Source organism: Porphyrobacter sp. MBR-49 (assembly GCF_053628655.1).
In genome coordinates this window covers 383,189-403,848 of the sequence record NZ_JBRJGU010000002.1, presented here as the reverse complement: position 1 = coordinate 403,848, position 20,660 = coordinate 383,189, and the positions used below count along the sequence as shown (strand labels likewise).

19 protein-coding genes are annotated in these 20,660 nt (G+C 59.1%); 8 read left to right on the top strand and 11 right to left on the bottom strand.

Annotated features, from left to right (window positions below; translation table 11 throughout):
• Position 1: 1 nt before the first annotated feature.
• Entirely contained in the window at positions 2 to 757 is a 756-nt protein-coding gene (locus ACSSV3_RS04175) for an SGNH/GDSL hydrolase family protein (RefSeq protein WP_354323982.1), read from the bottom strand.
• A 79-nt stretch (positions 758 to 836) separates the two neighbouring features.
• On the opposite strand from ACSSV3_RS04175, the gene ACSSV3_RS04170 reads away from it, so the two are divergent.
• The 6 genes from ACSSV3_RS04170 to ACSSV3_RS04145 are packed head-to-tail and all read left to right on the top strand — an operon-like array spanning position 837 to position 6,779.
• Positions 837 to 1,331 (top strand): acyltransferase, encoded by a 495-nt coding sequence (locus tag ACSSV3_RS04170; RefSeq protein ID WP_354323981.1) that lies wholly within the window; start codon positions 837 to 839, stop codon positions 1,329 to 1,331.
• A gap of 48 nt (positions 1,332 to 1,379) precedes the next feature.
• Entirely contained in the window at positions 1,380 to 2,612 is a 1,233-nt protein-coding gene (locus ACSSV3_RS04165; RefSeq protein WP_354323980.1) for a polysaccharide pyruvyl transferase family protein, read from the top strand.
• Positions 2,605 to 3,834, top strand: coding sequence for a Coenzyme F420 hydrogenase/dehydrogenase, beta subunit C-terminal domain (locus ACSSV3_RS04160; RefSeq protein WP_354323978.1), 1,230 nt, complete (start codon positions 2,605 to 2,607; stop codon positions 3,832 to 3,834). Before ACSSV3_RS04165 ends, ACSSV3_RS04160 begins: the two co-directional genes overlap by 8 nt.
• 19 nt (positions 3,835 to 3,853) lie before the next feature.
• Positions 3,854 to 5,293, top strand: coding sequence for an oligosaccharide flippase family protein (locus ACSSV3_RS04155; protein ID WP_354323976.1), 1,440 nt, complete (start codon positions 3,854 to 3,856; stop codon positions 5,291 to 5,293).
• Positions 5,294 to 5,316: 23 nt separating this feature from the next.
• On the top strand, positions 5,317 to 5,994 hold the full coding sequence (locus ACSSV3_RS04150; protein ID WP_354323975.1) for a class I SAM-dependent methyltransferase: 678 nt from the start codon (positions 5,317 to 5,319) through the stop codon (positions 5,992 to 5,994).
• Positions 5,991 to 6,779, top strand: coding sequence for a hypothetical protein (locus tag ACSSV3_RS04145; protein WP_354323973.1), 789 nt, complete (start codon positions 5,991 to 5,993; stop codon positions 6,777 to 6,779). The genes ACSSV3_RS04150 and ACSSV3_RS04145 overlap by 4 nt, the downstream gene beginning before the upstream one ends.
• Before the next feature lie 66 nt (positions 6,780 to 6,845).
• Here ACSSV3_RS04145 and ACSSV3_RS04140 read toward each other — a convergent pair whose 3' ends face one another.
• Both ACSSV3_RS04140 and ACSSV3_RS04135 read right to left on the bottom strand, forming a co-directional pair.
• Complete coding sequence (locus tag ACSSV3_RS04140; RefSeq protein ID WP_354323972.1) at positions 6,846 to 9,323, bottom strand: hypothetical protein; 2,478 nt, start codon at positions 9,321 to 9,323, stop codon at positions 6,846 to 6,848.
• 17 nt (positions 9,324 to 9,340) lie between these two features.
• Positions 9,341 to 9,607 carry a spike base protein, RCAP_Rcc01079 family gene (locus ACSSV3_RS04135; protein ID WP_454184747.1) on the bottom strand — a complete coding sequence of 89 codons (267 nt, stop codon included), beginning with the start codon at positions 9,605 to 9,607 and terminating at the stop codon, positions 9,341 to 9,343.
• A 510-nt stretch (positions 9,608 to 10,117) separates the two neighbouring features.
• On the opposite strand from ACSSV3_RS04135, the gene ACSSV3_RS04130 reads away from it, so the two are divergent.
• The gene (locus tag ACSSV3_RS04130; RefSeq protein ID WP_354323968.1) at positions 10,118 to 11,368 is read left to right on the top strand and encodes an O-antigen ligase family protein; all 1,251 of its coding nucleotides are present in this window, start codon (positions 10,118 to 10,120) and stop codon (positions 11,366 to 11,368) included.
• A gap of 40 nt (positions 11,369 to 11,408) precedes the next feature.
• On the opposite strand, the gene ACSSV3_RS04125 is transcribed toward ACSSV3_RS04130, so the two are convergent.
• From ACSSV3_RS04125 to ACSSV3_RS04110, 4 genes are read right to left on the bottom strand one after another with little or no spacing between them, the layout of a single operon-like run.
• Positions 11,409 to 12,365, bottom strand: coding sequence for a glycosyltransferase family 2 protein (locus ACSSV3_RS04125; RefSeq protein WP_354323967.1), 957 nt, complete (start codon positions 12,363 to 12,365; stop codon positions 11,409 to 11,411).
• A 15-nt stretch (positions 12,366 to 12,380) separates the two neighbouring features.
• Entirely contained in the window at positions 12,381 to 13,322 is a 942-nt protein-coding gene (locus ACSSV3_RS04120) for a glycosyltransferase family 2 protein (protein ID WP_354323966.1), read from the bottom strand.
• Between the two features lie 56 nt (positions 13,323 to 13,378).
• Positions 13,379 to 15,586, bottom strand: a complete 2,208-nt coding sequence (locus ACSSV3_RS04115; protein ID WP_354323964.1) for a GumC family protein — start codon at positions 15,584 to 15,586, stop codon at positions 13,379 to 13,381.
• A 4-nt stretch (positions 15,587 to 15,590) separates the two neighbouring features.
• Positions 15,591 to 16,226, bottom strand: coding sequence for a polysaccharide biosynthesis/export family protein (locus ACSSV3_RS04110; RefSeq protein ID WP_354323962.1), 636 nt, complete (start codon positions 16,224 to 16,226; stop codon positions 15,591 to 15,593).
• Between the two features lie 345 nt (positions 16,227 to 16,571).
• Here ACSSV3_RS04110 and ACSSV3_RS04105 point away from each other — a divergent pair, with 345 nt between their 5' ends.
• Positions 16,572 to 17,117: a hypothetical protein gene (locus ACSSV3_RS04105; RefSeq protein ID WP_354323960.1), complete on the top strand. Its 546-nt coding sequence runs from the start codon at positions 16,572 to 16,574 to the stop codon at positions 17,115 to 17,117.
• A 17-nt stretch (positions 17,118 to 17,134) separates the two neighbouring features.
• On the opposite strand, the gene wecB is transcribed toward ACSSV3_RS04105, so the two are convergent.
• The 4 genes from wecB to ACSSV3_RS04085 all read right to left on the bottom strand — a co-directional run bounded on the left by wecB (position 17,135) and on the right by ACSSV3_RS04085 (position 20,623).
• Positions 17,135 to 18,271: a non-hydrolyzing UDP-N-acetylglucosamine 2-epimerase gene (wecB, locus tag ACSSV3_RS04100; RefSeq protein WP_354323958.1), complete on the bottom strand. Its 1,137-nt coding sequence runs from the start codon at positions 18,269 to 18,271 to the stop codon at positions 17,135 to 17,137.
• Positions 18,268 to 19,572 carry a UDP-N-acetyl-D-mannosamine dehydrogenase gene (gene wecC / locus ACSSV3_RS04095; protein ID WP_354323956.1) on the bottom strand — a complete coding sequence of 435 codons (1,305 nt, stop codon included), beginning with the start codon at positions 19,570 to 19,572 and terminating at the stop codon, positions 18,268 to 18,270. Before wecC ends, wecB begins: the two co-directional genes overlap by 4 nt.
• Before the next feature lie 113 nt (positions 19,573 to 19,685).
• Positions 19,686 to 20,168, bottom strand: coding sequence for a glycosyltransferase (locus ACSSV3_RS04090; RefSeq protein WP_354323954.1), 483 nt, complete (start codon positions 20,166 to 20,168; stop codon positions 19,686 to 19,688).
• Positions 20,165 to 20,623: a glucuronosyltransferase gene (locus ACSSV3_RS04085; protein ID WP_354323952.1), complete on the bottom strand. Its 459-nt coding sequence runs from the start codon at positions 20,621 to 20,623 to the stop codon at positions 20,165 to 20,167. The genes ACSSV3_RS04090 and ACSSV3_RS04085 overlap by 4 nt, the downstream gene beginning before the upstream one ends.
• Positions 20,624 to 20,660 lie beyond the last annotated feature (37 nt).

The following is a 20,660-nucleotide window of genomic DNA, read 5'->3' as shown; positions in this document are numbered from 1 at the left end:
CTCAGCCGGGCGCAGGACAGAATTGGTGCGCCATCCATGACCCAAGGCACTCATGCCCGGCGGCATTCATATGGAGCGCGTCGCCAACCAACACGGGTTGGGCCGAAGGGCAGGATGTGAAGGCATCGGCAGGATCAAGCACCGCAACCTTCGCCGACCGGCCAACCGCCCCTGCTGCTTCGCGATAGGGGGAAAGCCTGCGGGTGATCGCGGTGCTGCCGCCTGGCGGCGGGGCGAGCAGAACGACCTGCGCCCCACGATTGCGCCATCCTGCGATCTGACGTTTCAGTGAGGCCTTGTAATCGTCAACCGGAACAGTGGTCTTGTCGCCCAGCCACCCACGCGGCGCGGCATCGTTTGTGCCATAGACGAGAATTACCAGATCCGCCTCGGGTAAGTCTCGCCCTCGCCAGCGTTTCTCGCCGTCGATTGCTGTCTCGCCTCCGACTCCATAGCGCACGACCTTGACGCGGCTTGCCAGCGACTGTTCGAGCACCACGCCAAATGGCGCGCCGCCTTCGCCCATTCGGCTTCCTGCAACGTGGCTGTCTCCGATAATGGCGATGTGTGATCCCCTGGCAGGGCAGACGAGATCACCCAGCAGATGGGAAACCGATGATGCCGCAGCGCTTTGCGTGCCCCCTAATCGCCATTGCGGCAGTTCTTGCCAAAGCGCGGCAAACATGCCCAACAACAGCGCGGCCACGGCCAGCGCGATTTTCTTTGCGCTGGTCAGAAAAGGGGGCCGGGCTGTCACGCCCTCAGGATTGCGCCTGCAGGCGATTTGGGTCAAGGCGCTGTACGATCGCGCTCGATGCGTCTGAAGGAGGAACAAGGTGAACCTCGCCCGACTGTCTGTTTTGCGCAAGCTTCTTACCGGAATACGGCTGCGCCTTTTCCGTGGGGTGATGAAGATGGACATTCATCCCACAGTAGAAATGTCGCTTAGTGCCAAGCCGGACCTAACCTTTCCCAAAGGCGTGCACATTGGCGAATATACTTATGTCGCCTTCAACGCCCGGATACTGACCCATGACCGCACCCGCGGCCTGTACATGCACACAAATATCGGCCGCAACTGCTTCATCGGTGGGGGAAGCATCATCCTTCCCGGCATTACTGTCGGGGACAATTGCGTGATCGGAGCCGGTAGTGTTGTGACCAAGGACGTGCCGCCGCGCTCGATTGTTGCTGGCAACCCGGCCAAGCTGATGCGCAGCGATATCGCGGTGGGTGCCTATGGCCGCTTTCTTGATGCGGACGAAACCGAAAAACGCATCCGCGCAGCCGATCCATCGGCAGCCGATTTGCCCAATCGCAAAATTCTGTAAACGAAGGGCAACTTCGCCAATTTACGCCCGCCCGGGCAAGGAATATCAATGCCCGATCGCCCCTTGCCGCACTTGAACGCTGAAGCGGTGCCGCTTAACGTGGGCTTACTTTGGCATTCCTGCTTTTCCGAAAATCTTGGCGTCGGCGCGCTCAGTGTCGCCAACGCCAACTTGATCGGCGCTGCTGCCGTAAAGGCTGGCCGCCGACCGGTGTTCCATCTGATGGGCGTGCGCGGCACCTTTGATTACAGCCACGAAATAGTATTCGAGAACCATTTCGAGAATATTGGCTACAAGTCGCTCATCAATCCCTTCTCAAGCCTTCACCGGACGCTGCGGAGCTGCGATGTGGTGTTCGATATCGGCGGTGGCGACAGTTTTTCAGATATTTATGCCGTGCGCCGGTTTTGGCTGATAATCGGATCAAAGTGGGCAGCCCGCTGTGCCAAAGGGCCGTTAATCCTCAGCCCGCAGACGATCGGCCCGTTTCATACCGCAGTCGCCCGCCATGCCGCAGTGGGGACGATGAATTTTGTGCAGCGGGTTTTTGCGCGCGACGAAGCATCGTTCAAGCTGCTCGGTGAACTTGGCATGGCGCATAACGCGGCGTTGACCACGGATGTTGCCTTTGCTCTGCCGTTCACGCCTGCGCCTGAGAAGCAGCACCGCGACCTTGTGGCGGGGCCGATAAAGGTTGGGCTGAATGTTTCGGCGCTGCTCTATCGGCGTGAACTGGCACGCGGTGATCGGATCAGGCTGACGGTGGATTATCCGGCGCTGATCGACGCGCTGCTGGAACGGATAACGCGCGAGCCACGGGCCGAGTTGCATCTCGTGCCGCATGTGCTCGCCGCGGCCACGCCTTACGAGGACGATTACGCTTTGGCCGAGGAATTGCAGCGGCGCTTCCCGGCGGCAATCTTGCCACCGCGCTTTTCCGGGCCATCGCAGGCGAAAAGCTACATCGCAAACCTTGATCTGTTTGCAGGCAGCAGGATGCACGCCACGATCGCGGCGATCTCGTCAGGCACGGCGGTGGTGCCGCTCGGCTACAGTCGCAAGTTCAGCGGGTTGTTCGATTCCTTGGGGTATGGCTGGAATGCCGATCTCACGCGTGAGGATAACGCGGCGGTGCTTGCTCGGTTTGACGCGGCATTGGCTGATTTGCCTGGACTTCGCGCTGAGGCGGTGGCGGCTAATGCCGAAGCACAGCGGCGGCTTGGCCACTATATTTCCGCGCTGGATGATACCGTGACAAAGTTGAGCAATCACGATGTATGATCTTGATACCATCAAGGCCAATGGGCTGTGTTCGGGTTGCGGTCTGTGTGCGGGTATGGCGGTTGGTGGCGATGCGCCGATCGTGATGCGCGATACGGCTGAGGGTTATCGCCGTCCCGAGGTTGTGGGAGAGGTTTCCGCAGAGCTTGCACGGATGATTGACACGGTCTGCCCCGGTGCCAATATCCGGCATGATCCCGCGCAGCATGAGGCCGAATACCACCCCGTTTGGGGGCCGCTGATCGCCGCGCGCCTCGGCTGGAGCACTGATATAGAGATGCGCCGCAATGCCTCATCGGGGGGTGGATTGTCGGGCATTCTTGTGCATCTGCTTGCCAGTCGGAAAATTGATTATGTGGTGCAAACGGCGGTGTCCTCGCAATCGCCTGTGCGCAATGCATTGGCGATCAGCACCGGGCGTGACGATGTGTTTCACGCTGCCGGTTCGCGCTATGCACCGTCGTCACCGCTCGAGGATATTGGCGTGCGGCTTGATGCGCCGGGGAAATTTGCGTTTGTCGGCAAGCCTTGCGACGTCGCAGGTCTGCGTCAGCTTGCCCGCTACGATCCCCGGGTCAACGAAAAGGTATCGGTGATGATCGCCTTCATGTGCGCAGGCGTGCCGAGCTATCGCGGCACTTCGGCATTGCTTTCGGCGATGGGGGTGGAGGATGAAAGCGCGGTCGTTTCGTTGCGCTATCGCGGTGATGGCTGGCCGGGATTTGCCACCGCGCGGCTCGAAGATGGCACTATCTTGACGATGGATTATGATACCAGTTGGGGCCGCATCCTCAACCGTCACCTGCAGTTCCGCTGCAAGATATGCCCTGATGGCATTGGCGAATTTGCCGATATCGTCTGCGCCGACGGCTGGTATTGCGATGCGGACGGCAACCCTCTGTTTGAAGAAATGGATGGCCGCAGCATCATTCTCACCCGCACACAGCGCGGCGAGGCAATACTGGCACGGGCAATGGCGACGGGCACGATTGCGACTGAGCCGCTGAGCCTGCAATCGCTTGGTCATATGCAGCCGTTTCAGGCGCGCCGCAAAGGCATGGTGCTGCCGCGATTGGCGGCCATGGCGTTAACTGGCCGAAGGCGGCCGCGGTTTGCCAAGCTCTCATTGGTTCGCACCGCGCATAGGCTGGGCGTAAAGGAAAGTTTGCGCAGTTTCGTTGGCACCTTCCGCCGCCTGCTGACAGGGCAGGGCAGGGATTGATGCTGCGTGTGAGGTTCGCATGACCGCCAAACGGGTGTCCAGAGCCGGCCTGACACTGGGCTTTGGCTCGATTCTGGAACATGCGTTGATGTTCCTGCGCACGGTCTTGGTTGCGCGCCTGCTTGGCCCGGAGTTTTTCGGGATCAGCGTTACCTTCCTGTTGGTAGTGAGCACTTTTGCACTCATCAGCGATTTGGGGCTCGAGAAATATGTGATTCAGGCGCGTGATAATGAGCTGGCTGACACCATGCCGACGCTTGCCACTCTATTGCTGATCCGCGGACTGTTGATGGGCCTGATGATCCTGCTGCTATCGGGTTGGATCGCGGCACAGTTTGGCCACCCGGAACTGGGCTGGTTCTATGCGCTGGCCGCGATGATCCCGGTGATTGAGGGATTCCGCAATCTCGATCCGCTCGCACAGCAGCGGCGGATGCAGTTCGGCGCCTATGTAAAGATGTTGATCGGGGGGCTTGTGCCGGGCGTGGTGCTGGCGGTGGCGCTTGCTGCGGTCACGCATAATTACATTGCCGTGGCGGCAGGTGCATTAACGACTTCGGTGGTCGCGGTGACGCTTTCGCACCGGCTCGCCCGCGAACCCTATCGGCTCGGGCTCAATCGCAAGGCCTTTACCGCGGTTATAGGCTACGGCTGGCCATTGCTGCTCAATGGCATCGTGATTTTCTTCGCTACGCAGGGCGACCGGATCGTGATCGGTACGCTGGCGGGAATGCGGGACTTGGCCGGCTATGTGGCGGTTGCGGCGTTGACCGGTGGGGTCAGCCTGTTTCTCGCCAAGCTGACCGGCAACCTCTATTTCCCCTTGCTGTCCGAGGCGCGCGGTAATCCTGAACTGTTTGGCGAACGCTGCCGCACCACCGGGGCCACATCGCTGCTGCTGGTTTCGGCAATGGTTTTCCCGCTCGCCATGGTCGGCGCGCCGCTGGTCGTGCTGCTGTTCGGCCCCGATTACCAGACCCCGGCATTGCTGGCGACATTCCTTGCGATCCAGGCGGCAGCCATGATGCTGCGATCATGGTGCGCGACGATTTCGCTTACCCTTGGTGGCACCAGTGATATCCTGGCTGCCAGCATTCTGCGGATTATCGGATTGGGCGGTGCATTGCTTGCGCTGTCATCAGGTAAGGACATTGTCTGGGTCGCGGCGTGCATGGCGGGGGGCGATGCATTGGCGACGTTCCTTGCGTTGTGGCGGGTCAGCCAGAGGACGAAGGCCGCCGCGCCTTCGTGCAGGATATTGGGACTGGTGTTCACCGGCCTTGCCGCGCTGGTGATAGTGGGGAATGTGACTTTTAATCCAGTTACAAGCTGGAGCGGCGCGATTTTTAGTGCGGCAATAGCAGGTGTGCCGGGAATGTTTGTTGCGCTATTGATGTCGAGCGATTTGCGTGAAAGGATCAAAACGATGTTCATCCGTCTCGCGCGTAAGATTGATTGAAAGGACGGACGGTGTCACACAATGTGGCCTTGGCGCTAGACACGAAAGCGGGTGCGAGAGCCTACCAAGATAAAACTGCGTCCTATTTCGGTGGGGTCAGGAGCGATTTTCTTGCGCTATTGCCAAGAGACGGATCGGCGAATGTGCTTGAGATTGGCTGTGGAGCGGGCGAAACAGGGAGCGCCGCACTCGCGCAGGGTCTTGCGCGCTCGTATATCGGAGTGGAAATCGCCTCGCAGGCAGCTTCCGTGGCACGGGGTCGCCTGACCGAAGTGCTTGAAGGCGATGTTGAACGAATGACGCTGCCTTGGCCTGATCAGCATTTCGATGCGGTACTGATGAGCGAGGTGCTAGAACACCTTGTGGACCCGTGGTCGGTAGTAAAGCGGGTGGTGGCCAAACTCAAACCCGGTGCGGTGGTGCTTGCCAGTTCGCCCAATGTTGCTCAGATCGCGGTGCTGCGCGGCCTGATTTCTGACCGCTGGGAACTGACCGATGAAGGCGTGATGGACCGCACTCACCTGCGCTGGTTCACGCAAGGCACGTATAGGAGGATGTTCGAGGATGCGGGCATTGTGATCGAGCATGTGCGCGCGATGGCTCCGCCGGGACCGGCCGGCACACTGTTTAATGTTTTCACGCTCAACCGTTTCCGCCACCTTACAATGCGTCAAATTTGCATCGTCGGGCGCGCACCGTGACACAGCAATCCGATATTCTTGACAACTTGCAGATTGTCGCCGCAGTCAACGATGGGGCGGTGCTGGCACACAATCTTTTGCGATCGACGATCATCCGTAAGGGGAAGGTCGATCTCAAATGTTATAGTGGCGCGGCCTCTGCGTCAGAGGCGTATAATCAAGGTCTCGATGATAGCGCGGCGCAGATCGTGGTGTTTGCACACCAAGACGTATTTCTCCCAGACAATTGGGGCCGACAGTTGGACCGCGCCATCGCACAGATCGAAAGCACTGATCCGGATTGGGCGATTATCGGCGCATTCGGCGTCGACCTCGGCGGGCGACCGGTTGGTCATGCGTGGTCGACTGGGTTAGCGTGCAGGTTGGGCGGGCGATTTCCCAATCCGGTCGAGGCGACGTGTATCGACGAGTTCGTGATCGTTCTCAACCGTGCGAGCGGTTTGCGCTTCGATTCAGCGCTGCCGGGGTTCCATCTTTATGGAACCGATATCGTCCTGAGTGCGGCTGCAATCGGGCTGAAGTCATACGTCGCTGATATTCCGGCAATCCACAACAGTAAGCCTGTGCGGGGTTATCGCGGCGGCTATTCTGACGCGTGGCATTATATGCGCTGGAAGTGGAGTGAGCAGTTGCCAGTGCCCACCCTTACGGTTCCGCTGACTCGCTCTCCTTTCCCGCTGATGTGGGCCAAGCTTCGGTTGTGGAAGTCGCTTGGCAAGCGCTTGCAACGTGCTGGCGACTCAAGTGCTGATCCGCGCGAGCTTGCAACGCAACTCGAATGCTGATCGGCGTTGGTCGGGCATCGGCATGATTTTTGTTTAAAGCGCTATTCGCTCTGATTCTCACACCCATCACACAAACGCCCCGCCCAGCTTCCACGGATCGGCGTTGGCGCTGGCGGCACTGTTCGGGATTGCCTTGTGCAGCACCCCGTTGAACTCGACCGACATATCGGCCATCCGCACTCCGGCGGGCAGCGGATTGGTGCCGTTGTTCACTGCAACAAAGCTGAACCGGCGCACGGTGTTAAACACGCCGTTGCTGGCGTTATTGAACGGATAGACTTCGGTAACACCATTGACCGTCAGTGTGACTGTCTGCGCAGACTGATCCGCGTCAAAGATGATGTCCAGCCATTTGTTCTCGACAAGGCTGCCGGCATGACGATCTGGAGCGCTTGCGAACATCGCCGCCTGCGTTCCGTCCTCGACCGAAACGCGGAAAGCGTTGTTGAAGGTTTCAAGATCACACCCCAGCGAAAGCTGCGCGAACGGCTTCTGCGCGTTGGCCAGCGTCCCCGTAGGCCAGAAGAACTTGCCCCGGTATGTCACACGGGTCAGGCCCGCTGGCGGATTGGCTGTGTCGCCAAAATAACCCACCGGGCTGCCTTGCGTCAGGAACACCGAAGGCGTGTTGGCGGATTGAATGCTGACCGCCTGTTCAAACCCGTTGATCGTCACCGATGCGGTGACAAAGCCGTTGCCCGTGGGCGAACTCTGCCGCCTGATCTGAATGAACTGATCCGGCTCGATAGTGCCCGCCGCGCTGCCCCACGCCTGCAATTCGGTGGTGCCATCAGCCGCCACCTTACGCCATTCGGTGCCCGCACCAACGCTCACGCTCTGGCCTACGCGCCGGTTCAACACCTTGCGCAGCGGCAGGGAGATAAGCGTGTTCTCTGCCACCCCGGCCAAGTCATTCCAATGCGCCCCGCTCGGCACATTCTCCCAGCGGATTACCGCAGTGTGATCGCTGGTGGCCCAGTCCACCGCGTCACGGGTCGCCACCGCGCCCAGCCCCGCTCCTTCGGCGGCAGGCGTGATCGCCGCTTCAATTTCGGCGCGGGTGTTCGCCGTGGTCAGATCGCCAAGGTTCGGGAACACCGCTGCGGGGTCGGCGGCGCTGAGCAATAGCAGCGTGTCTTGCTGCATGAACTCATCCTCGGAAGCCACAATCCGGGCGGCAATTGCGCTACCCAGATAGACCGATCCGCCGTCATCGGTAACAAAGGTGATTCCCGGCGATATGCTCGCAGGATCGCGCCAGTCCACCACGGTTGCGCCATAGACCAAGGCATTGCGCACCATGAACTCGGGCTTGGGTGGCTCACCCATGAACAGCGAGTTCGGCGCACCGCCCACCTGCATGGTCGAAATCACATAGAAGTCCGAGAATGCCGGGGTGTGGTCATTATCCGAAATCCACAAGCCTTGGCTGCTCACGCCTACGCGCAGATTGCCGGGGCGCACCCGGTTGCCCGCATAGAAGACCGGGCCAATCACGCCTGTGCCATCACTGAAAATCTGGAACTGGTCGCCATGCGGATCGCGCGCATCGCCGTTGAGGTTTTCGGCAATGCCCGACCGCGCAAACGGCAGGCATTCGGTATTGCGCAGGACATAGGCAAACCCGCCCGGTTTCGGCGCAAAGGAAAGAATGTCCTGATAGATGCGGGTAAAGTCGCAATCCATGACCACCGCGGACATGGGATTTATTCCCTTCACCCCGTTCACCAGATCGCGGAACGTACAATTGCGGATTTCCAAATCCTCGACGGTGGCCGCGCCCGATGAAGTGAATGCAGCAGCGAGATATGTGGACAGCCCGATTTCGGTGCGGGCGTTCACCTCGACCGTCCCCGATGCGGCCAGCACGGCGAAATGAGTGCTTCCCGCAGGTGTGATGCCGGTGCTGATGCGTGTGCGCTGCCCCGCTGGTGCGGCGGTGCTGCCTGTGGTTGCCACCACACCCGGCCCACCCACTTCGACAAAGACGGTCTGCGCGCCGCGATTGAAGAACTCGATCCACCCGGTCAGCCCCGGCGCGGTGTCTTTCCATGTCAGCGGATAGGCCGCGCTGGTCGTGGTGGCGGTCTGGACATTATCAATCCGCTCATATTCAGGCAGGTCGGCGGCGGTGTCGATATTGGTCAGTCCCACGCCGTAGCCGTGGCGAAAGGACGTGCCGTTGATGAAACGGATGCCGCCAAATGTGCCGTTATTGAACACCACGCAAGAGCCATAGGCCTTGGGCCAACCCGTCATCTGGAAATTGAGGCCCGAAAAGTCGATCCCGCGCGTTATCCCGTCAAGCAGGATAGACGGCAGGGACGCCGAAGCATTGGCACTGCGAATGGTGAGCGGATTGCCCGACATATCGCGGCTATTAATGGTGCGCTGGGTGAAGCTGGAGCCGACAATCTCGACAGTCTTACCCGCGAGCGTCGCCGCGTCATTGGCGAATACGGCATCCCACTCGGCGTCAGACGTGACGATGAAGTCTGCGGGTGGGCGGGGGGTGGTGCCTGACAAGAGTTGCTGGCGAGCCATGATCATGTTGGCAATCATCAGGCGCAAGCCACGATCGCAGCAGCGGTGGTTCCGGCCTGACGGACATGGGTAGCGCGTACGAACAGATAGCCGCCCGCCGGAACATTTTCGAACACCACATCGCTCGCTGCGTCCCTGGTGCGCAAGGCCACGTTTCCGGCTTGGCCAACGTAGAGATATTTCGGGACCAAGGGCAGCGCTGCAGAGTCGTTCGGGGTAACAGGGTAGGCATTTTCACTGGGTGTTGCTGGCGATGATCCAAAAGCGATAAAATTGTCCGACATGAACTAACCTCTCTGCATGAAATTTACCCCTTTAATGAACCATATTGGTTATGTGTAGGAAAGCGACTTTTTGCGCAATTCGTCAAGGAATGCTCGCCGTCGGTCGCGGAGAGGGTCCAGGTGGTCACGGTCAGGGCATCTCACTCGCCCAGAACCAAAGCGAGGCCCGCGCCCACCAATGCGAGCTGAGATTTTATTATGGCGCGAATCGACGATGCGGACATTGGGTGCTGCACACGTAAATGGCAGGTTGGGTTTAGGCTATGTCTGGAAAGATCGGATAAGGGGTGCTAGCGCCGCCTAGAACGCATCTTGCCTAATCAGTCACGCGGTATGCACTATGCGGTCGGGGCAGAGAAGCGCTGTTGGTGAAGATCATGCAGTATGCCTTATCCGGTATGCTGAATTGGCGAGCGAAGGGCATGAATTGAACTGATGGGCACAGCCTACAGCCAGTTACCAGTTCCTTTGCGCTCCCAACGCGTACAGGCCTTCCGCCCACGGGGAAGCATGGTGGCAATAATTCTGGCGACACTGTCGCTGTATCTACTTCTGATTCCTCAGCAATTCAATATAACAATCGCAGGGGTCTATCTTTCACCTGCCCGCATATTTTTACTCGGCGCGAGTTTGTACGTGCTGTCGGGCACGTTGCGAAAGTCCATACGTTTTGCCTGGCCGGACTTGCTGATCATCCTTGCTTTGGCTTGGATATGGTTGGCGTCGTACATGAGCAGTGGCTCGGTCGGAACTGCGATTATCATGGGAGGCTCCCATACGGTTGATATGGGGCTGGCCTATTTCCTGGCGCGCGCAACGATTCAATCACCAACCGACCTGCGACGATTTCTCATCCTGATTGCCCCTGGGGTCGCAATTATCGGCGCGGTGGTGATAATCGAATCCATCACTCGCACCTTACTGCTTCAACCCTTGGCGTCGGCCGTCACGGGGATGCCGATGCCGATCAGGTATGAGGTCAGAATGGGCCTGGTACGGGGTACGGCGTCATTTCCTCATCCAATTCTAGCGGGCATTTTCCTCGCGAGTTTCCTGCCGATATACCTTCTATCTGGATTGCGGGGATGGCCGAGATTGCTTGGATTGGCCGCCTCCTTTGGCGGGATATTCACAATGAGTTCGGCTGCCATGCTTGGTGTGGTTGTTGGCGGGCTTCTGTCAGTTTATGACTGGATAGGCGAGCGGATAGGCAATTTGAGCTGGCGGCTATTTCTGTTTTTCGCAGTCAGTTTCTATGGGGTCGTGGAACTTGCGAGTAACTCCGGCTTCTACAATCTGCTCATTCGCTACGCGTCGCTCAATACAGCCTCAGCCTATAATCGTGTTTTGATATGGCGATATGGCACCGAAAATATCGAAAGACATCCGTGGTTCGGAATCGGATACTCCGATTGGGTTCGCCCTGACTGGATGAACTCGGGCTCTTTCGATCACTTCTGGCTGATCATGGCGCTTCGATTCGGAATTCCGGAAACGGTGCTATTGCTCGGCGCAACCCTGATCGGGCTGGTCATGGTTGCACGCCGATCGCGGCACATGCCACCGCACGATGCGCGGCTGTTGCGCGGTGTGGCGATTTCGCTGTCGGTGTTTGCGCTCGGGATCAACTCGGTGACACTGTGGATGTCAGCGCTCACTTGGTTCTTCATGCTGCTGGGGCTGACGGTGAGCCTCGGCGCGCAACCTGCGGCGCAAATGGTTTTCGCCCGGCCAACACGCGGAGCGGAGCGCCCGCGCTAATGCTGGCCGCATCAAGCGAGGATGGTCAGAGGGTGCTGCGCTAGCGCCGCAACCGTGCAAGAAGGCCGCGCTGCGGATCATAGCCATGACGCCAATAATTTGGCCTTAGCGCTACAAGACGCTGTTTTTTGCCTGCCGTGGACAAATTAGGTTTAAACCAACCAAAAAGCCAACCCAATATGACTCGCTGTAGGGATGAAAGCCAAATCAAAAAGAATGCAAGCAGGCTATCAATCTTACTCCAATGCAGTCGCGTAAACTGAATTACGCCAGCATTTAGATACAATTCCCTATTTGGGGATGAAGCCTCTCCATGCCCAATATCATGATTCGCTAAAGAGCTGGCAATTCTCCAGAATGAATGCCCTCGCTGCGCCAGACGGTGAAACAGATCGACTTCCTCGCAGTAAAGGAAGTATCGTTCATCCAGCCCGTCGGCTTCGTCCCATGCGCTGCGCGAAAACATTACGAAACTGCCGCTCATGACCTCCACCTCAGCGTCAGCCGCTACAGTGGCATTGTTTCGCAGGGCGGCAGACGATCGGCCCAGTGTCCGGCTCAACATCTCTTTTAATGATGGGATCTGCACCGTGTTGCCCAAGTCAGGGCGATCATTATGGTCAAGGGTCACTCCACCCCACGCCGACGCATAAGGATAGGTCTTCGTTGCCTCCAACAGTCGATCCACGGCATCGGGTTTGAGCACCACATCGGGATTGAGCAGCAACAGATGCCTGCCCTTGGCCTGCGCGGCGAGCAGATTGTTTCCAGCCGCGAAGCCAACATTGCCGCGGCTGAGAACGATTTTTACTGAGGGGAACGCGGCGACGACGACATCGGCGGATGCCCCGTCGCCGTTGTCGATCAGCAGGACTTCGTATGTATGGCGCGTGCAGGCGGCAGGGATCGAGCCAAGGCAGGCTGCGATAATCGCATGCGAATTATAGGCAACGATCAGGATGCTGACATCAGGTGTGGTGGCAGTAATGTTCATCATGTCCGGGGCCGGTGTTCAGGATGGCTGTCGGGTCGACAGATCGCGTGTCCACGCCGTGCTGGCACCGCGCTTGCGATTCCAAACAGCCAGCGCCCGCGCTGCAAACTTGATAGCGAAGAAAATGATCAGATCGACCGGATGCGTGCCGCTTCTGAGAGCTGCAGACAATCCTCCACCATTGCGCGCATTGGCGAAGTGGGGGCTGGGGTATTCCCGCCGGACTTCGGTATTGCCGTTTTGGCGCCGCGCCTCAACCCTGATCTGCTCGCGCGCAGTTCGCGGCGGATAGACGACCGAGACCACCGGACGCCCAACTTCATCCTCGGTGATGTAGCGCTTCTGGTGGTCAGGGAAGCGCGTATGGATCCATATATCGTCACCAGTGATCGGCGGAAACTCGCCCACACTGTCAAGCGCTTCGGCACAGAGGGCATAGCATCCGGCGCCGCCCTTGCCCGCCGTGGCGTAGGGTTGGCGCAACCAAGCGCGGTAATAGGCCTTCATTATCCAGTTGCAGCGTGACAGGTCCAGCCTGATGGCGGGGGCGGCGGTCATTACACCTTCTTCGCGCAACGCACGGGCAAGCGCTAATAATGACCAGTATCCACATTGCACATCTGCATCGACATAGATGCGAGGGAAATATGAGGCAGCGCGATTGGCTGCGTTGATCGCCGCGGTCTTTGATCCGACAGGAAGATTGAGCAACACTGCTCCTGGAGCAGCGATGCGTGCGACCTCTACGGTCTTGTCATTGCAACCATTGGCCGCAACTATGACCTCCATCATGCATTCTGAGGGGGCATCAGCAAATATGGTTTCCAGGCACCGTGCAATCACAGCCTCTTCATTGTGGGCTGGAATGATGACCGTAAACGGCTGATGCTCGACCAAAACCTGCGACCTATCCTTGTCCGCGACTATTGAAAGCCAAGGTTGATTTTCCAGTTGGAGCAACGGGGCAGTTCGGTCCAGTGTTCAAGCCTACCGCTAGCCGGGCGCGACAGCTGGCCCTATTTATCGCGCCCATATTCGTAATAGCCATATTGGTAGCCGTAAGCCTGCCCAGCCTCAAGCGCGCGGTATTTGGTCAGAACTACACCGATGATTGTGCCGCCCGATTGCATCAGCCTGCGCACCGCAGCGCGCGCTTGGCCGAAGGGTAGGCGGTTGGCTTCGAGAATGAAAACCGTTGCATCGACAAGGTTGGCGAGAACCGGAGCGTCAGCCAGTCCCAGGATCGGGGAAGAATCGAAGATGATCAGCGAGTATTCGTGCCGGTACTTCTCGATGAATTCGCGCATCTCGCGTGATGCCAGAATCTCGGTGGGATTGGGCGGAAGTTCGCCGACGGGCAGGATTTCGAGATTCTCGTGAATGCCTTTGACCACCGCCCTCTCGATCTCAACGTGGCCGAGCAGAACTTCTACCAAGCCAACTTTGGGCCGCTCGATGTCGAGGAGGTTGGCCACTGAGGGGCGGCGCAGGTCGGCATCAATCAGTAGGGTCTTGCGGCCAAGGCTTGCGAATAGCTCGGCCAGAATCACGGCGGTCGTGCTTTTACCTTCACCGGCCTGGCTGCTGGTAAGCTGGATGACGTTGCGGTTTCGTGGCAGCGTGAAGTCAATCGCTGCACGAATGGAGGAATAGGCCTCCATCAACGCGCTGAAACGATTATTACCGTGTGATTCAATATCACGGTTCTCGACATGCGGGGTGTGCCCCAGCAGCGGCAGGCCGACCTTTTCCTCCACGTCATCCAGCGAGCGGATACGATCATCGAGCGCTTCACGTAGCACCGCCAGCCCAGCGGCCAACGCAATGCCAAGCACCAACGCAAGGCCCATGTTGCGCGGTATATTCGGCGCGAAGGGCGAGTCCGGCACCATCGCTGAATCGATCTTGCTGATCGTGCCGGGGTCAAGGTTCGCGGCGCTGGTGATTTGATTATAGCGATCCAGTAGTGATTTGAGCTGATCGCGAAGCGCTTGGGCCTCACGGTCGAGGGCGCTTAGTTCGACCTGCTGATCTTGTTCGACCAGTCGTTCGCCCGTCAGAGCGGCCAATTCTGCTGTCAGCGCGCGCTCCTGACTCTGGGCCACCAGAAACTGACTGCGGGCGCTCGCCTTGATATCACTGCTTATGCGTTCGATCTGTGTTTCAAGTACCTTCAACTGTTCCTGCAGGTTCTGAATCTGCGGGAAATCGTCGTTGTACCGCTGACTTAGGTCGGCGAGCTGCGCAAGCTTGGCGGTGCGTTCAGACAATAGGCCTTGCAGCACCGGATTGGCCTGCACCTCGGGAAGCTCCGCTACCGGCAACTTCTGGATTGCCCGCCATCTTTGCTCTGCTTCGATCCGTGCCGCGCGCGCGTTTGCGGCGCGGGTATTGATGCTGGAGAGATTAATTGCTGTCAGAGTCGATGTGGTGGGGGTGCCTTCTTCGGATTCTGATGCCTCAAGAATGATTCCTCTGCTCCGAGCATAGGAATTGGAGACCTGCTCGGCCTCAGCTAGCCGTTGCCGCGTTTCATCTATCTGACTCTTGAGGTATTCGAGTGCGTATTCGTTCCCCTCAGCGGAGTTGCGCGAACCGGTCGCCACGAAGGCATCGGCATATGCATTGGCGATTTCCGCAGCAAGGGTGGGGCTTTCGGATTGAAAGCCGATCGTGATCACCCAATTCTGGGTTGGAACCTCGGCGACAACGTCACCGGTGAGGATCGACACAGCCAGTTGCTGTTTGGCTTTGATCCACTGCTCATCGCTCATGCCCGGGGCACGGCCTTCGTCGACATCCTTGCCCAACAGGTCATAGCGCGAGGCCAGATTGAGTTCAGTTACCACGCCTTCGGCAAGGCTGCGGCTCTTGATTACTTCGACTTGGGTCGCGAGGTAATCGTAGATCTGAACCGGATTGAACCCGGGATCGGTATCCTGCCCCTCAACCACATATTGTCCGTAGGGCTTTACGCTTACCTTGGCGTCAGCCTGGTACATCGGGGTGGACAGCAGGGTGACAATCAGTCCGCCGAGCAAGGCCACCATGATGACAGCGACGACCAGCCAGCGCTGCCGGTAAATGATCCCACGGATGGCTGCGAAATTGAAAAACTGCTGACGCGGGGCCAGCTGTCCCATCGGGCCATCGGGCATATAAGCATCAAGCCAAGTGCCTTGGCGGGAATGCTCTGGTGAGTGGATAATCGATCTTTCGTTCATCGGATCAGTTGTCGAGACCAGCCACCGCGAAAACACCGAAAACCGGCAACGCTTTCAGCAAATCTTCCCAGAATACCGACAAACCATCGGTGCCCATGACCACGCGATCGCCGGGCTGAAGTACCGGGTCAAGCATTGTCCCTTGGCTCACCTGCTGGTGATCAAACTTGGCGACCATGATGCCTTCCGGACTCTCCCGGAATACCGCAACCTGTTGGACTTTCGCAGTTCGTTTCGGCCCTTTTGCCAGCGCGATTGCAGAGGAGAGGCGCGCGCCGGGTTGGAATGGGTAAACACCGGGAGTATTCACGGCTCCTTCAACAGTAACAAGATGCGACGCATATTCAGCAACATTGACGCTGACCATCGGCGATTTAAGTCCGATTGTAGCAAGCCGTCGGGTCACGTCCTGTTCGAATTGTTTTGCCGTCATTCCTGCAGCAGGTATCGAGCCGAGCATTGGCAATGAAACATTGCCCTCTACGCCGATCTGCACCGCGTCGATTGTAAAGTCCGGTTCGCGAAATACGTTGACTGATATGCGATCCGCCGGACGCAGAAGATAGGTCGTTGGCCGCTGGTAAGAATACCCGGACTGCCCCAAATCGGTTGCTGGCTTGATCACGCTTGCGCCAATCACGGGTTCGGGTGTCGATGCGCAGCCAGTGAGCGCAACCATGGCGGCTGCGAGAACTGACACTGTCCGAAAACTAGTGTGGCTCATCAACTTCACAACATCCTCCCTAGGCACGTATTTTTGCTTAGGCGTAGGGATATCGCAGTGCAATACTAATGCCGACTTGGCACACGATTCGAGGCGTCGCCCACGCCGAGCCATACTCGGCGCCGGGGCATTAGGATGTTATATAAAAACGTTTGACCCTATCAGAATTGCCTTGTGCGCAGAATTGGTTGGCTGAATGATCGACATGGTCACATCGCAGCGGCGTGACCCAACTGGTAAACTGCGGCAGGAAAATTAGTGATGATATCGGGCCCATCAACCTTTAGCCTTGCCGCAAGTTGCCTTTACGGCATTGTCATGCTCGCTTGCCTTGCCGCTGCCGCGACCGCGCTGCGCCAGCGACAAGTGTCGGGGCACCTGCGAACTTGGTTGATGCTAGCGCTGTTCTTCGGCGTCCTGATCACATTGCGTCTGGTCAATGCCGAAGAATGGCTGCGCGCAATTCTTCGTGATTACCTCAGAATATCAGGTCATTATGGCGACCGCCGCAGCCTTCAAGCCCCGCTGGTAGCGGCGATACTGACCATCGCGGGAGCGGGAGCGATGTTTGCGCTGCAGCGATGGGCACGCAACCTTCGCGGGCGCCGGAACGTTGCGCGTTTGACCGGGGTTCTTGCCGCTGCTGCGATGGTGTGTCTGATGGCCTTGCGGATCGCCTCGCTGCACCTGACCGATGCCCTCCTTTATGGCCCTCCGAAACTTAACTGGGTGATTGATATCGGGGTGAGCTTCGTGGTGCTGGTTGCAGCGATCTATTACGTCCAATTGGTGCGTGCGCGCCCTTGAGCGGTTGGCCGGGCAAACTATCCGGCAGTGGCAAGGATCGCTGCAATCGTGCGGCTGGCGGTGCCATCGCCATAGGGATTATGCGCCCTGGCCATGCGGTCGTAAGCGTCGCTGTCGTCAAGCAAGCGACTAGTTTCCATGGTAATTTTTGCCGACTCCGCTCCGACCAATCGTGCTGTCCCTGCGGCAACACCTTCGGGCCGTTCGGTGGTGTCGCGCATCACGAGCACTGGTTTGCCGAGGCTGGGCGCTTCCTCCTGGATGCCGCCTGAATCGGTTAGGACAATGTCGCAAGCTTCCATCATCGCGACGAAATCGAGGTAGTCGAGCGGGTCAATCAAGGCGATGTTGTCATGCCCCGAAAGCGCGGGGCGCATGACTTCTGTGACGTTGGGATTGGGGTGCAGCGGATAGATGATCGCCACGTCTGCGCGCCTAGCAAGTGTCTGTAAGGCATTGGCAATTTCTCGCATCCCGGCTCCGAAATTCTCACGTCGGTGGGCCGTGACCGCGATGATCCGTTTGCCCGCGAAGCGCCGTTTTAGCGGGCCGATGGCGGGTGCCAATGACGGATCGGCGGCCAGTTTTTGCTGCGCAAACATCAGTGCGTCGATCACCGTGTTGCCGGTGACGTGTATGGCTTTTTCATGCACGTTTTCAGCGCGTAAAGCTGCCGCCGCGGTTGCTGTCGGGGCGAAATGTAGGTCGGCCACTGCGCCAGTTACCTTGCGATTTACCTCTTCGGGCCAAGGCGAATAGATATCGCCGCTGCGCAATCCGGCCTCGACATGGCCTACAGGTATCCGCCTGAAATAGCACGCCAAAGTCGCCATCATCGTTGTCAGTGTGTCGCCGTGAACCAGAACGCGATCAGGTTTGAGCGCGTCCAAAGCCTCACCAAAACGCGTCAAAATGCGCGCGGCGAGGGCATCTAGCGACTGGCTAGGCTGCATCAAGTCGAGGTCAAGGTCGGGTCTAAGTCCGGCTAGCGCGAGCACCGAATCGAGCAATTCGCGGTGTTGGGCGGTCACCACCACTTTCACATCGAACTGCCCGGTTTCGCGCAAGGCATCGACCACCGGAAACATCTTGATCGCTTCGGGTCGGGTGCCGAAGGTGACGAGAATGCGGGGTTTCCCGCCAACCGGACTCATCGCCGCAGCATGCCCCGCGTGTCGAACACCAGCTTGCCCGCCAGATCATCGGGCGAAAGGTATTTGAACGCAGTGTGATCGACCAGCACCACCACAATCTCGGCCGTCAGCAACGCGGCGTCAAGCGTCACCAGCGCGGCGCCCGATCCGGCAAGGGCATCGGGCAAGCTTTCGGTGAACGGTTCGACCACCAGTATCCGCTGCCCGTGCGTGTGGGAAAGGCTTTGCGCGATGGCGAGCGCGGGGCTTTCGCGGAAGTCGTCAATATCGGGTTTGAAGGCAAGGCCGAGCAACGCGACCTTGCCGCCCGGTGCGGCATCCAGCAGCGCGCGAATGCGGTTTTCGGTGTGCACCGCCTTGTGATCATTGACCTCGCGCGCGGTGCGCACCAGCCGCGCGGCATTCGGCGCGCCGGCCACCAGGAACCACGGATCAACCGCGATGCAGTGCCCGCCCACGCCGGGGCCGGGTTGCAGGATGTTCACGCGCGGGTGGCGGTTGGCCAGCCGGATCACGTCCCACACATCCACCCCGATCACGTCAGCGATCATCGATAATTCGTTGGCGAAGGCGATATTCACATCGCGAAAGGAATTTTCGACCAGCTTGACCGTCTCGGCCACACGGGCGGTGGTGGTGAGGCAATCGCCCTTCACAAAGCTGGCATAGAGCGCCGAAGCCCGTTCGGCGCAGGCCGCAGTGACCCCGCCGATCACCCGGTCATTATGCACCAGTTCGTTGACGATCCGCCCCGGCAAGACGCGTTCGGGGCAATAGGCCAGCGCGATGTCCGCCGCGCCGGTGCTGCCATCGCGCGGCACCACCAGATCAGGGCGCGCCTCTGCAATGATTGCGGCGACGCGTTCGGTGGTGCCGACCGGCGAGGTGCTTTCGATGATGACGCAGGCACCCGGCAGGATCTTTGGCGCAATCGAACGCGCGGCCGCCTCGACATAGGAAATGTCGGGCGTATTGTCCGGCCCCAGCGGGGTGGGCACGGCGATCATGTAGAAACTTGCGGTGGGCACTTCGGTCGCGGCCACCAGCGTTTGCGCGGTGATGGCATCATGCACCAGCCGATCGAGATCGCGTTCCTCGATATGCACGCCGCCCGCGTTTACCGTATCGACCACGGCTTGCGACACATCGACGCCGCACACGTTCCAGCCGTAGCTGGCAAGCAGCGCAGCGGTGGGCAGGCCGATATAGCCAAGGCCGATCACCGCAACCTGATGATCGGGCGCGGGATGAACCTGCGCCTCGCGCCCGAGCGCGGCATTGGCATAAAAAGGAGCGTTCATGAAATCACTGTCCCGGCTTTTTCAGGCGGAACCATGGCCGCAAAGCCCTTAAAATCGCGTTAGGCTTGCTGTGTTTTTCACCATGTTGCGCTCCACTCGCCGTGTGATGGGGATCACAAGGGGCGGTTTTCGATGAAGGCGGCCAATGCCCGATGCAACTGGCGCGCGGTGGATGATTGCACGGCTGACCAGTCCTTGACCGCCAAGCCCTCGGCAATGCGCGCGGGCAGCGCGGCCTCGTCCATCGCCACCAGAATGCCGGGCCGCCCGGAAAGCTGGTTCACGGTCGCCAGTTGGTGATCATTGCGATGTTCGCCCAGCGCCGCGCGGCGCGGGACGAGGATGATCGGCTTGGCAAAGCGGGCTGCGGTCAGCACGGTGCCGATCCCGGCATGGCTGACAATCAGGCGCGATTGTTGCACCAGCCGTTCAAATTCCGCAGGTGCGATTCTTGCGCGTGCATCCATATGTTGCGGGGAGTAGCGGCCCTTGCCGGTCTGCGCGATCACCGGCAGGCCCAGCGTTGGCGCAAGCGCGTCCATCGCTGCGATCAGGCGATCAAACCCCAACTGCATCCCGACAGTGACAAGGATCACAGCACCGCTCCGAAATAGCGCGGACGCGCGTCCGTGCCGAGATGTTCCCACTGCGTCCAACATTCATGCGCCCAGCGCTGCGACAGCTTGCCGCACAGCGACAATTGCTCACCATTGGCGACGCTATCGATCCATAGGGTGCGCGCGCCGACCAGACGCCCGGCCAGAATGCAGAAAAAACCCGGCGCGGCCCCGGTCGATATCACCACCTGCGGGCGGTGTTTGAGCACGATCCACAAGGCCACCAGCCCGCACAGCGCGGATTGCAACGGCTTGTTCTGGTTGCAATCGGGCAGGCGTTCAGCGCTTTCGATGCCGTGCTGCGCGGCCACCGCAGGTTCGGTCGTGGCAAAGCGGATGTCGTAATTGTCCAGCGTCGCTCGCAGCAGCATCAGCTGTTCCCAATGGCCGCCGCCCGATGCCGCTGCGAGCACTCTGGTCGAGCCGCTTTTCATTCGTCAACCTCGTTTCGCCGCCCGCACAAATACGTAA

Bases quoted from the DNA above. Each gene is read 5' to 3' on its own strand.
- ACSSV3_RS04165 (WP_354323980.1), top strand. From the start codon at position 1,380: ATGCCCGATCGCCCCTTGCCGCACTTGAACGCTGAAGCGGTGCCGCTT.
- ACSSV3_RS04160 (WP_354323978.1), top strand. From the start codon at position 2,605: ATGTATGATCTTGATACCATCAAGGCCAATGGGCTGTGTTCGGGTTGC.
- ACSSV3_RS04155 (WP_354323976.1), top strand. From the start codon at position 3,854: ATGACCGCCAAACGGGTGTCCAGAGCCGGCCTGACACTGGGCTTTGGC.
- ACSSV3_RS04140 (WP_354323972.1), bottom strand. From the start codon at position 9,323: ATGGCTCGCCAGCAACTCTTGTCAGGCACCACCCCCCGCCCACCCGCA.
- ACSSV3_RS04135 (WP_454184747.1), bottom strand. From the start codon at position 9,607: ATGTCGGACAATTTTATCGCTTTTGGATCATCGCCAGCAACACCCAGT.
- ACSSV3_RS04130 (WP_354323968.1), top strand. From the start codon at position 10,118: ATGGTGGCAATAATTCTGGCGACACTGTCGCTGTATCTACTTCTGATT.
- ACSSV3_RS04125 (WP_354323967.1), bottom strand. From the start codon at position 12,365: ATGATGAACATTACTGCCACCACACCTGATGTCAGCATCCTGATCGTT.
- ACSSV3_RS04115 (WP_354323964.1), bottom strand. From the start codon at position 15,586: ATGAACGAAAGATCGATTATCCACTCACCAGAGCATTCCCGCCAAGGC.
- ACSSV3_RS04105 (WP_354323960.1), top strand. From the start codon at position 16,572: ATGATATCGGGCCCATCAACCTTTAGCCTTGCCGCAAGTTGCCTTTAC.
- wecB (WP_354323958.1), bottom strand. From the start codon at position 18,271: ATGAGTCCGGTTGGCGGGAAACCCCGCATTCTCGTCACCTTCGGCACC.
- wecC (WP_354323956.1), bottom strand. From the start codon at position 19,572: ATGAACGCTCCTTTTTATGCCAATGCCGCGCTCGGGCGCGAGGCGCAG.
- ACSSV3_RS04085 (WP_354323952.1), bottom strand. From the start codon at position 20,623: ATGAAAAGCGGCTCGACCAGAGTGCTCGCAGCGGCATCGGGCGGCGGC.